Origin of the sequence: Pseudarthrobacter sp. Y6, assembly GCF_050156205.1 — a bacterium.
Taxonomy (GTDB): Bacteria; Actinomycetota; Actinomycetes; order Actinomycetales; family Micrococcaceae; genus Arthrobacter.
On record NZ_CP189574.1, the window covers coordinates 324260 to 336296 of the forward strand.

At 63.0% G+C, this 12037-nt stretch carries 9 protein-coding genes and 1 pseudogene; 6 read left to right on the forward strand and 4 right to left on the reverse strand.

The window, feature by feature from the left end; all coding sequences use genetic code 11:
* The first annotated feature begins 163 nt into the window (after positions 1-163).
* The 4 genes and pseudogenes from ACQCSW_RS01545 (at position 164) to ACQCSW_RS01560 (ending at position 3969) form a co-directional block, all read left to right on the forward strand.
* The gene (locus ACQCSW_RS01545) at positions 164-1333 is read left to right on the forward strand and encodes a Gfo/Idh/MocA family protein (RefSeq protein ID WP_426989202.1); all 1170 of its coding nucleotides are present in this window, start codon (positions 164-166) and stop codon (positions 1331-1333) included.
* Positions 1333-2547 carry a dihydrodipicolinate synthase family protein gene (locus ACQCSW_RS01550; RefSeq protein WP_426989203.1) on the forward strand — a complete coding sequence of 405 codons (1215 nt, stop codon included), beginning with the start codon at positions 1333-1335 and terminating at the stop codon, positions 2545-2547. The genes ACQCSW_RS01545 and ACQCSW_RS01550 overlap by 1 nt, the downstream gene beginning before the upstream one ends.
* Before the next feature lie 20 nt (positions 2548-2567).
* Positions 2568-3407, forward strand: a complete 840-nt coding sequence (locus ACQCSW_RS01555) for a sugar phosphate isomerase/epimerase family protein (protein ID WP_426990594.1) — start codon at positions 2568-2570, stop codon at positions 3405-3407.
* Between the two features lie 185 nt (positions 3408-3592).
* A pseudogene (locus ACQCSW_RS01560) lies at positions 3593-3969 on the forward strand (glycerate kinase).
* A 41-nt stretch (positions 3970-4010) separates the two neighbouring features.
* On the opposite strand, the gene ACQCSW_RS01565 reads toward ACQCSW_RS01560, so the two are convergent.
* The 4 genes from ACQCSW_RS01565 to ACQCSW_RS01580 form a co-directional block, all read right to left on the reverse strand.
* Complete coding sequence (locus ACQCSW_RS01565; RefSeq protein WP_426989204.1) at positions 4011-4268, reverse strand: hypothetical protein; 258 nt, start codon at positions 4266-4268, stop codon at positions 4011-4013.
* A 401-nt stretch (positions 4269-4669) separates the two neighbouring features.
* Entirely contained in the window at positions 4670-7129 is a 2460-nt protein-coding gene (locus tag ACQCSW_RS01570; protein ID WP_426989205.1) for a polysaccharide lyase 8 family protein, read from the reverse strand.
* 794 nt (positions 7130-7923) lie between these two features.
* Positions 7924-8748 (reverse strand): sugar phosphate isomerase/epimerase family protein, encoded by an 825-nt coding sequence (locus tag ACQCSW_RS01575; protein WP_426989206.1) that lies wholly within the window; start codon positions 8746-8748, stop codon positions 7924-7926.
* Between the two features lie 10 nt (positions 8749-8758).
* Entirely contained in the window at positions 8759-9844 is a 1086-nt protein-coding gene (locus ACQCSW_RS01580) for a substrate-binding domain-containing protein (protein ID WP_426989207.1), read from the reverse strand.
* 350 nt (positions 9845-10194) lie between these two features.
* Between ACQCSW_RS01580 and ACQCSW_RS01585 the strand changes: the two genes are divergently transcribed.
* Both ACQCSW_RS01585 and ACQCSW_RS01590 read left to right on the forward strand, forming a co-directional pair.
* Positions 10195-11076 carry a hypothetical protein gene (locus ACQCSW_RS01585; protein WP_426989208.1) on the forward strand — a complete coding sequence of 294 codons (882 nt, stop codon included), beginning with the start codon at positions 10195-10197 and terminating at the stop codon, positions 11074-11076.
* A 25-nt stretch (positions 11077-11101) separates the two neighbouring features.
* Positions 11102-12034, forward strand: coding sequence for a carbohydrate ABC transporter permease (locus tag ACQCSW_RS01590; protein ID WP_426989209.1), 933 nt, complete (start codon positions 11102-11104; stop codon positions 12032-12034).
* Positions 12035-12037 lie beyond the last annotated feature (3 nt).

Consider the following 12037-nt stretch of genomic DNA (forward strand, 5'->3'; position numbering starts at 1 on the left):
TCTCCTGATCTACGCGTGAGCGTTTCCGACGCTCTCTCACCATTGTGACAGGGCGCCAGAAAATTTGGGAATGCGCTTGCCAGTAGAGCTACCAAAGTGCATCATTGAAGAGCGGGAATGCGCTTTCCCGCTGTAGATTCGACCGACAGAGAGCGACGAACCCATGGGTTACGAAACGAAGACGATCCGTATTGCCATGAACGGCATTACCGGCCGGATGGGTTACCGCCAGCACCTGCTGCGTTCAATCCTTCCCATCCGTGACGCCGGGGGCTTCCTGCTGGAGGACGGCGCCAGGATCCAGATCGAACCCATCCTGGTGGGCCGCAATGAGGCCAGGATCCGCGAACTGGCCGAGCTGCACAAAGTCTCCGAGTGGTCCACTGACCTGGACGCAGTCATTAACGACCCCACCGTTGACATCGTCTTTGACGCCTCCATGACCAGCCTCCGCGCCGCCACGTTGAAGAAGGCCATGCGCGCCGGCAAGCACATCTTCACCGAGAAGCCCACGGCGGAGACCCTTGAGGAAGCCATCGAGCTGGCCCGGATCGGCAGGGAAGCCGGCGTGACCGCAGGCGTCGTGCACGACAAGCTGTACCTCCCCGGCCTGGTCAAACTGCGCCGCCTCGTCGATGAAGGCTTCTTCGGCCGCGTCCTTTCCATCCGCGGCGAATTCGGTTACTGGGTCTTCGAAGGCGACGTGCAGGCCGCCCAGCGCCCGTCCTGGAACTACCGCAAGGAAGACGGCGGCGGAATGACCACCGACATGTTCTGCCACTGGAACTACGTCCTGGAAGGCATCATCGGCAAGGTCAAGAGCGTCAACGCCAAGACCGCCACCCACATCCCGGCGCGCTGGGACGAAGCCGGCAACGAATACCAGGCCACGGCCGACGACGCCTCCTACGGCATCTTCGAACTCGAAACCCCCGGCGGCGACCCGGTCATCGGCCAGATCAACTCCTCCTGGGCCGTCCGCGTCTACCGCGACGAGCTCGTCGAGTTCCAGATCGACGGAACCCACGGCTCCGCCGCCGCCGGCCTGAACAAATGCGTCGCCCAGCAACGGGCCCACACGCCCAAACCTGTCTGGAACCCGGACCTGCCCGTCACCGAATCCTTCCGCAGCCAGTGGCAGGAAGTCCCCGCCAACGCCGAACTGGACAACGGCTTCAAGCTGCAGTGGGAAGAATTCCTCCGCGACGTCGTCGCGGGCCGCGAACACCGCTTCGGGCTGCTCTCCGCCGCCCGCGGCGTCCAACTCGCCGAGCTCGGCCTGCAGTCCAACGACGAGCGCCGCACCATCGACATCCCGGAGATCACACTCTGATGACATCCCTGATCCTTCCCACCCACGACGGCGGCACCCGCGAATACCGCCTCCAATCGGCACCCGCCTGGGCCAAGCCGTCTGCCCCCATCACCTCCCGCCACGCCTACGCGGCGGCCCACGTCATTCCCGAAGTCACCGCCGAAAACACACCTGGTGCCCGGCCGCGCCTGGACTGGGACGCAACCCTGGCCTACCGCCACGAGCTGTGGTCCTACGGACTCGGCGTCGCCGATGCCATGGACACCGCCCAGCGCGGCATGGGCCTGGACTGGGACGCAACCCAGCAGCTCATCAAGCGCACGGGCGTCGAAGCAGCTTCGGTCGTTGCCTCGGGCGCTGCCGCAACGGCCGGCAAGACTGTCCGCGACCTCGTCTCGTGCGGTGCCGGGACCGACCAGCTGGACCTAGGAACGCTTCCCTCCGGCGCGGCCGGCATCGAGGCAGTCCTGAACGCCTACCGCGAGCAGGTCGCCGTCGTCACTGCAGCGGGGCCGAAGGTGATCCTGATGGCATCCCGGGCGCTGGCAAAGGTGGCCAGCGGCCCGGATGACTACCTGCACGTCTACGCGACCCTCCTGCAGGAGATGGACCAGCCGGTCATCCTGCACTGGCTCGGCACGATGTTCGATCCGGCGCTGGCCGGGTACTGGGGCTCCGACGACGTTGCCCGGGCCACCGACACGTTCCTGTCACTAATCCGGGCACACGCTGACAAGGTAGACGGGGTCAAGGTCTCGCTCCTGGACGCCGGCCACGAAGTGGCCCTGCGTAAAGCCCTGCCCGAGGGCGTGCGGCTTTACACCGGCGACGATTTCAACTATCCCGAACTCATTGACGGCGACGGCACGCACCACTCAGATGCCCTGTTGGGCATTTTCGCCGCCATCTACCCGGCCGCATCGGCCGCCCTGCAGAACTACGACGCCGGCGACGCCGTCAAGGCTCGCGCCATCCTGGACTCCACCCGGGACCTGGGCAAGCACATCTTCAGCGCCCCGACCTTCTACTACAAGACCGGCATCGCCTTTATGTCCTGGCTCAACGGCAAGCAGCCCGGCTTCCAGATGGTCGGCGGACTGCATTCCGGGCGGTCCGTGGTGCACCTGGCGAAAACCTTCGAACTCGCAGACCAGGCCGGACTGTTCCCGAACCCCGCCCTGGCCGCCTCCCGGATGTCGGATTTCCTGCGGATCAATGGAGTGGGAGTATGAGTATGAGCGACCTTTCACGGCTGTCCGACTTTTCACGATTGTCACTGAACAGCGCCACCACCAAGAAATGGACCCTAGCCGAGGCCGTCGACGGCTGCGTCCGTGCCGGCATCCCGGCGATCGGCCCCTGGCGGGACATCGTGCACGATACCGGCCTGGTCAAGTCCGCAAGGCTGATCAGGGACGCCGGCCTGCGCGTGTCCTCGCTGTGCCGTGGCGGGTTCCTCACGGCGCCCGACGCCGCCGGCCAGGCTGCAGCACTGGCGGACAACCGTGCTGCCATCCTTGAGGCCGTGGCCCTGGACACGCAGGAGCTGTTCCTGGTGGTCGGCGGTCTGGCGCCGGGGGAGAAGGACGTGACAGCTGCCCGCCAGCGTATATCTGACCGCCTCGAGGACCTAGTGCCGTTCGCCGTCAAAAACGGCATCCGGCTGGTGCTGGAACCCCTGCACCCAATGTACGCGGCGGACCGCGCCCTGATCTCCACCCTGGGGCAGGCCCTGGACCTGGCCGCCCCCTACGACGCGAAGGCGGTCGGCGTCGCCATCGACACCTTCCACGTCTGGTGGGACCCGGAACTGAAGATGCAGATCGAACGGGCCGGGGGGGAAAACAGGATCGCATCCTATCAGGTGTGCGACTTCAACCTCCCCATCGCAACGGACGCGCTGCTGTCCCGAGGCATGATGGGCGACGGCGTCATCGACTTCGCCACAATCGGCACCTGGGTCCGCGACGCCGGCTACACCGGAGACATCGAAGTGGAAATCTTCAACCAGGACATCTGGAACGCCGAGGGCGACACCGTCCTCGGGACCATGAAGGACCGCTACGCGGAACTTGTACTGCCCCACTCATGAACGCAACACTGCGCGGTTCACAGACCGCGGGGCCAGATGAACATCGTGGCCCCGCGGTAGGCGAGAGCAGCTATATGCCCTGCCGCGCCCGCTGATGTGGACAACATCTGCGCTTTGGCACCCTGCATCCGCAATGACTTGGTCTCCCAGAGCAGTGCAAACAACACACCCAGCAAGGCAACGTCGTGCGACCCCCAACGACTGAGGACGGGACATGCTTGATCGCCCCCGACAAATTCAAGGGTTCATCCACCGCGAGTGAGGCGGCCTCCGCCATCGCAGAAGGCGTCCGACGCGTGTATCCAAGGCGACGGTTGTTGAGTTTCCCATCGCCGACGGCGGTGAGGGTACGTTGGGCGCAGCGTATTGCGCTGGCTATGAGAAAAGGCTCACCACCGTAGCCGGACCGACAGGCAAGCCCATCGAGGCAGAGTGGGCTTTGCGCAAGGATGCGTCCGGTGCCACCAGCGCATTGATCGAAACTGCCCGGGCGCCAGGCCTTGAACACATGCAGAAGTCTGCGGGGGAGAGCCGCAAAGGGCGCCCAACAAGCCACCCATAGCGGGTGTCAGGGAAAGCCGAAAGCCCTCAACCGCGCCATCCTCAAACAAGCCCGGGCGCGCTTGAAAGAATGTAGTCTGCTGCGGCTGGCCCGGTCATTGCAAGAGTGTTGTGCCCGGGGACGATACCCCTGAGGAGAATTGCCTGCCAGAGGGCGTCTGCGGATTCCTGCGGACATGCGGTGAGCAGGCACCAGCTGGTGTAAAGCCCAAAGAGTTCTTCGGAACTCAACCCCTTTTCACTGCCCGGGTCGCCGTTGATGGTGTCCCTGACGAACTCATCAAGATGGGTCCTACTCACGGCGTCGCCTTCGATACGTAGGAATTTCACCATTCCCCTGATAGGGCATGCGGCGGCGGCACCAGGAGGTGCTGGTCTGAAGTTATCCGCCGCCTGCGCTGTCCAATCACACGGCAGCGATAATCCTTCATTGCTCTCAGGCTGACGGAATAGCCCTTGTCAGGGTCCAAGAAATGACGGGAGGTGCTGGCAATGTCTCAGGCAGCAGGTGGGACAACGCGGTAACTTTGGTGCATAGACGCTACCAACCTGATTTAACGAGCGCGGGCTTCGGACGTGCAGATAGGGCGAAGTCAGCGGTCTGGTACGCCGTTAGCCGGGAAAAAAAGGAACGCCTTGCGGACCTGACAGAGTGGGTCGAGAATCCGGAAGGCGCCCTTGTTTGCCGGCCTGCCGGTGGGCTAGACGACTTTCAGTGTTGCCTCGAAGGATGCGCCTGCGGCTTTGGATAGATTTGCATCGATCATCACGCGAGCGCCGCCCTGGACTTGGAGGCGCTCGTGGGAGGTGATGATCTTGCGGTACGGGCGGTCGAGCTCGAGCTCGATGTGCGCTGCCACCACCGACTTGGTGGGGTCTGATACGGCAACCTGAGCGTTCAGGTCTGTGCCGGAGACCAGCACTGCGCAAGGCGCGTCGGAGCGGATCGGACCGTCAGCAACGGCGGTAAAAAAGTGAGCGAACATAAACCAGCGGCCCTGCTGCTTGACGTGCACAATATGTGCCGAGTCGTCCTGGCGAAGGATCTCGAGTTCGAGTTCGCCTGCGAGGTCGCGGGTGCGCTCAGCGGAGGCGCCAGGAACGATCACGTAGCCGTATCTGCCGCCGCTGGTGCCCGCCGGGTGCTGCACCGAGAGCGTCGCGTAGGTGCAGGTGACCGGGTCCTTGGTTCCGCCGGTGTCCGAGCCAGAGTTGATTTCGTACCAGGTGCCGGTCCGCTGTGCCACAGTAGCGCGAACGGGTTGCTTGCCGAGGAAGATGTAGCCGGCAATGCCATCCAGGTGGGCGTACGACGCGGTTTGCCCGGTTGTCGTGGATGTCACCGGGGCGCCGTTCACAGTGAGCAGCGGTGAGGCGTTAGCCGGGAAGCACCGGTTCTCGACGACGGTCTCCGCGTCTGCGCCGCTGACGTGCACGTCGGAGCCGATCGCGATGACGAATTCGTCAAGCAGGAACCAGGACTTCTTGGCTCTCACGTTTCCGAGGCTGTTGGTGAGGTTCATGCCGGCCGTGCCCCATGTGCCGGAGAGGCCAACGCCGCCGCCCCAGTTGTTGGAAGCGCCCGGGATGCCGGTACCGTTCATCGCGCCGTTAGGGCGCGGCGTGAGGGACGCTGTGGTGCCCGGCATGCGGTAGGGATCCACTGTCGGCCAGAAGCCCCCGGAGAACTGGCCCTGGTCGGACGTGAGGTGCAGATAGCCGACGCCGTCCCCGTGGTGCCAGCCGACATTGTTCTCGTTATTGCCCCACTCGTAGCGGCCAATCCGCGTGGAGGATGTGGAGACGGTGTAGGCCCAGGTGGCGCCGTTAGAGACGCTTCGGTGGACCATGCGCTCTTGGGCTCCGAACTGGCGGTGGCCAGGCGCCTCGCCCTGGCCCGTGATGCTGGCGTCCGCCAGCAGCGGGAGCGCCCGGGAGAGGTCGGAAAGCCCTGCGAAGTCGGTGTAGTCAACATCGCAGCTGGTCAGCCAGCCCTTGGCCAGGGACTTGTAGGTGCTGCGGTACGGCTCAGCGATTTGCGTGGCAATGAGCAGGAGGGAATTCGCAGTTGACCACGCATTGTGGAAGTCCTGCTCGCGCTGGCGGGACACTGCACGTCCACGGACGGTTGCCATCATTCGGCCGCTGAAGATAAACGGTGCGAAGGAATCAACGGCAGCGTCCAGGAAGGCGGTTTTGTTCGGGTCCGTGACATCCCAGGTGCTGCCTGCTACGAGCATAAGGGAGCGGGCGACGCCGGCGACCGCAACGTTGCCGTACGTGCCAACGTACGGCAGCTTGTCATGGTCGATGTAGGAACCGTCAGCGTAGAAGCCGTTGCCTGCGGTGACATAGCGGAAGAGGCTCGCCTTGCCGCCACCTTGAACATCGCTCAGGGCGTCGCGGCCCAGGGCGATGTCATCAGCGTTGCGGGCGACGATGCCGCGCAGGATGCAGGCGAGAGCCTTGTCGGCGCGGTTTCCACCGGTCTCGGAAAGCGACGGAATGTCGCGGCGAATGTTGGGGTTTGCGACCTGGACAACGATGGCGTCCCTCACGGTCCTGCGGTCCTCGATGGTCAGGAGGGAATCAACGAGGATGGAGAGATCGGCCAGCGTGCGCGGGATGCCGATTTCCCAGAACCACCAGTTGCCCGTCCGCTTGGGCGGATTGACGGTGTACCAATCGGTGTACATGCGGCGGTACCAGACGACGAGACTCGCGGCGATCTCGGCGTTGCCGAACTGGTCAGTGCCTACGGTGGCCCAAGCTTTTGCGATGGCGAGGATGCGGGAGTACGTGTTGCTGGTGTTGGCCGCGTCGCTCTTAGACATCGGGTAGTCGCTCCAGATGTGCCCGTCCACGGCAGGGTTTTTGACGCTGCTGTCCCAGAAGCGCGCGGCATCCGCGGACATCGATCGGAGCTGCGCTGCGATGGTGGGATGGGAGGTGTCCAGGCCGGCACCGCCTGTGATGTAGTCGGCCCAGCGCTGGCGCAGGCCATCGAATTCATCGGCGGCCCGGGCAGGCGGTGCCCAGAACGTTTGTCCGGCCAGCGCAGCAGCGGCAGTGGCACCGGCACCCAGCAGAAGCAGGCCGCGGCGGGAAAGCTGGCGGTTCACGATCGAACCGGCTTCCGGCGTCGAAAAAGGGGTGGTCATTGATGCCTCTCATCAGAACTTCACTGAAAACTTGTGCGGCGCTCGCTCGGGGCCTTTGTTAGGCGTGAGGCGCATCACTGAGGGTAGACCGGGTGGGGGGGATCAGGCTAGCTGCTCGCTTTCGAATCTTTCGAACCGTCTTCCTCCGCCCTGGATTGGGCTTGGAAGTTTCGTGAGGGGATGAACTAGCGGCGAGAGTAGGAGAGGGCGATGAGTGTTAACAGATGAGACGGAGACCGCGTTCTCCCGGACGGCCGCCTGGACGAGAAACTCTCCGAACGGGCCGTCTGAGAAGTGTTCGAAAATCTGTGCGCCGTTGCTTGAGGTGGCAAAAGGACCTTTCCACGTATTCCGGCCACTGTAGGTTTGCGAGTGGTCGGGACCGGCACGTACAGCTCAGCCTGAGGTGGGAAACCGGCTTATGTTGGCTCTGCCGAGGCTTTCTCCGACGCCTATTTCGTACCAGAAGAGGGCAGTCGGTTCCGGTCTCGGCGTATCAAGGTTCCGGTAGAGGGCATCCAGTAGTCTTGCGAGTTCTAAATCCGACAAGCTGGAGATAGTCGTCTCCGGCCCTCTGGGGTCAAGGATGATTCTGAGAAGTTCCGGTTCTGGCATCGCCGGCTGTTCTGCCTTTCGCTGTGCCGCATGCAACGCAGTCGTTTGATGCAACCCATGCGGTCCTAAGTCTCAAACACTCTTGGTGTCGGTGGTCGCAAAATTGGCCAGCTGTTAGCTGCTCGGAGGGCTGCCCCAGCCACTGCAAAACCCATCCCCTTGGGGCCCAGACGTAACTCTCAAGGGGTTGCCTCTGGCTTGAGGATGGCGCGAAATGCTGACAGGGCCGCAGGCAGATCTTCAAGATACGGGTGCCATGCTTTCTCCCACTCCAGACACGCCCAGAAGGTCTGGTCACCCTGGCGCCGGCTTACCTCTTCGGCAATACGCGCAATTTCGGTGATAGGAATGGCGCCCCGGCCAGGAAGCGTAAGGATAACGCTTCCTGGTTCTGGTCCGAGCACCGCGTCTTTGAACTGGCAGTACGCCAGCGAGCCTTGCAGATCGCTGGCAGTCTCTTCAGGACGCTCCCCGTGCCGCCAGGGATGGAGTACGTCCCAAATGGCTTTGGTAGTTCCGGCCGGTTCAACCAAGCGCAGAATCCGGGAAATATCCCGGCCGGTAGGGTGGGAGTCATGTGTCTCCAGGAGCAGGTCGACACCTAAGCCGGACGCCGCTTCCGCAGCAACGGACAGCCGTCCGGCGGCAATCTGGTCCCAGTCCTTTGTCTCGCCATTGCCCCTATCGGCACCGGGAAAAATTCTGACACCGCCGGCTCCCAGGGTAGCGGCAAGTTCCAGCGATTGATGAAGGGCGCGGATGACGTCCTCATCGGGCTCGGGTGAGCAGATTTGTATGTAGCTGGACAGGGCTATGAGTGTGAGGCCGGAATCTTCGAGACGTTGCTTCACTGATCGCTGGGCCGACGCCGGCATGTCTTGGCTGATTGCGTCGCCAGCGGCGATTCGAAGCTCCAGGCCTTCGGCTTTTCCTGCTTCAGCGCAGCGAATCAGCTCATTAATCCCTGCTCCCGGCATCCCGAGGGAGGAAAATGCGAGCTTCATTCCCGCCATCCTAGACACGGCTCTCTGGCGAGAACTCAGTCGTTGATTGGCGGATGTGCAGCCGCGGGACGAACTCGAGGTGCTCGGTGGCCATGGGTTGGTTAGGCCGAGTTGGGTTCCCTCCCGCTGCTTTCTCCGCGATGCGGCTGAGAAGCCGCTGGACCGCTCGGTGCCCGACGACGCTTTTCCAGGGCGCTACGGCCGTCAGCGGGATGGGGGCTACTCCGGCAATGACGTCGTCGTAGCCGGCAAGGGAAACCTCTCCGGGAATATCGATACCTGCGTCCTCCAGCCACATCATGCACCGGACAGCGAGCTGGTCGTTGTGAACGAAAATGCCTGTGGCACCCTCACGAACAGCCTGAAGCAGCAGCTCCGCGGCGTCCGCGGATCCGGCGCCGCCTTCGTCGATGACCCCCCGCGATTCCAGCCCCATCGACTCCACCGCGGACAAGTAGCCCGACCGGACCTGCGGAGTATTCGGACCGGAGATCATGACACCGACCAGTTTGCGGTGGCCCAGTTCGGCCAGGTGCCGGATCACCAGGGCCGCTCCGGCGGAGTGGGAGGAGCCGACTGAGTCCAGAATCGAAGCAACCCCGGTGGAGGCAACAGGTCGTTCGACCAAGACAACGGGAACGGACAGAGACACGAGCCATTGCTGCTGCTCGGCGTCGAGTTCGCCGCTGATGAAGTCTGGGGTAGGGGCGACTAGGAGACCATCAACGCCCTTGTTAATGAGTCGGGCCACCTGATTCATCTCAGTGGCCTTGTCATAATCCGAGACCCCCAGGACCAGCCTCGCTCCCGCTGACGCCGCGGCCGCTTTAGCGCCTGCGATGACGCCGTCAAAGTAGTAGTTGCTGTGGGGTACTACCAGGCCAATGGTCATTGGCCGGTCCAACACCTTCGAGGTGGGCTCCGCAGCTGGCGCAACCGAACCGTGCGTCCGGTGGACCAGTCCTTGCGCGGCGAGTTCCTCCAGGTCCCTGCGAATGGTCACCGCAGAGATTTTCAACCGGCGGGCCAGTTCCAGAACGCCCTGAGAGCCTTCCTGCTGGACGATGTCGAGAATAGCTTGCCGTCTCTCAGTCACACTTCGCGCCAACGCAAACCCCTTTGAACGAATGTTGATCAATTTGATCATACCCACATGAGGCAGCCGATCCCCGATAATGACTGCGTATTCGGACATGAGGGAGTAGTTTCACGGCCTTTTCGACCGACCAATCGAGGCAAGAGTGATCATATGATCTTTTTCATTGATAGCTCTCGCAGGGGCCTGTAGCATCAAAAAATCGCTCAATGGACGATGCGCACCACACAGAGTCCCTCTGTTTCTTCATGTCCTCTCCGGCCCCCAAGGCATGGATATGGTCCGCAATGGTGCCCCTCTTGGCGTAACCGCACCCTGCCCTCAAGGCGGGCCCTATCCCCAGGAAGAACATGAAATCCGCACTGAAGACATTGCGGCAACTGGCAGCGGCACTGACCGTTGTTGCCCTGAGTACCACCGTGGTGGTCCCCTCCGCCACGGCAGCTATCCGGAACTTGGTCACCAACGCCTCCTTCGAGGCCTTCGGCACGTCCGGGCCCACATCATGGGGGACGGGGACTCCGTCAGGCACCGACACCTACACCCAGGTTCCCGGTCGGGACGGCAGCGGCGCTGTCCAGATCGCCACCGGAACCGCGACCAGCCGTGGCTTCCTGGTACAGGACGCCGCGGTGCCCGCTACCGCGAAGAAGCTTCGCCTGACGTTCTGGCAAAAGAAGGGGACCCTCACGGGCACCGGCAAGGCGGGGATCCGCGTTACCTTCCCCGGTACGCCCAGCCAGTTCTACGGGATTGATGCCGCCTCTTCCTGGCGCCAGGTCACCGCTTACCTGGACGTCCCCACTGGTGCCAGCACCGTTCGCGTCGAGCCGATGGTGGATACCATGCAGGGGTCCATGCAGCTCGATGACATTGACTTCAGCATCTATGACGAAGCCTCCAATTTGGCATCCAACGGCAGCTTTGAAGCCTTCACGGGAACCATCCCGGACGCCTGGGGCCGCTGGAACGCAGCCGGAACCGGCACCGTGGGCAAGACCGACGGTTACTCAGGTACCAACGCGCTGCGCATCACGACCGACACCACCTCAAGCCGGCTCGCATTAACTCAGGACATCACCCTCCCCCCGGGCGGGGGAACGTTCAAGGCAGAACGTGGACCCCGAACATGTTCGTCTACCAGACCGCATTCGACAAGCACGACTTCGGCTACGCGGCAGCAACAGCGCTGCTCTTTGCTGTCTTCATCGGAGCACTGTCCTGGGGAGTAACCAAATTCGGATCAAAGGTGGAATCATGAGCCCCCTGACCACACAACCGGCAACGACCGGCACCACCGCCCTGCCCCCCGCAGCCCTGCCCCCCGCAGCCGCACCGAAGAGGCGTCAGTCCAGGAGCGCCTGGTCCTCCAAACTCGCGGTAAACATCATGCTGGGCCTGTTCTGCCTCTACACCCTGCTGCCGCTGAGCTGGCTCATCGTCGCGTCGACCAAGAACACCTCCGACCTCCACGGCACCGCGGGGTTCGCCTTCGCCGACTTCAACCTCATCGAGAACCTAACTCAGCTGTTCACTTGGGAAAACGGGACCTTCCTGCGCTGGATGGCCAACACCGGCGCCTACGCCGGCCTCGGCGCCTGCGCCTCAGTCGCCGTATCCTTCCTCGCCGGCCACGCCTTCGATAAATTCGACTTCCCCGGCAAGGAACGCTGGTTCGGTTTCGTCCTGGTCTGGGTCCTCGTGCCCGCCGCAGTGACCACCATGCCGCTGTACCTGCTCGCTTCCAACCTCGGTCTGGTCAACAATTTCTGGGGAGTCTTCCTGCCCCAGATCGCCAGCCTCTTCGGCGTCTACTTGGCACGCATGTTCAGCGCCAGTTACGTGCCCAAGGAAATCATCGAGGCCGCACGGCTGGACGGTGCCGGTGAATTCCGGGCCTTCCTCACCATCGCCGCGCCCCTGATGAAGCCCGGAATAGTCACCCTGTTCCTCATGACCTTCAGCGCCATCTGGAACAACTTCTTCCTCCCCCTGGTCATGCTCAGCGACATCAACCTGTTCCCGGCAGCACTGGGCATCTACTCCTGGCACGGAAGGACACTCGGCGACCCCGAGTACGCCCAGCTCGTCGTCGTCGGTTCGCTCGTCACCATCATCCCGGTCATCATCCTCTTCATCTCCCTGCAGAGGTTCTGGAAAGCCGGCATCGGGTCAGGAGCCCTCAAATAGCCA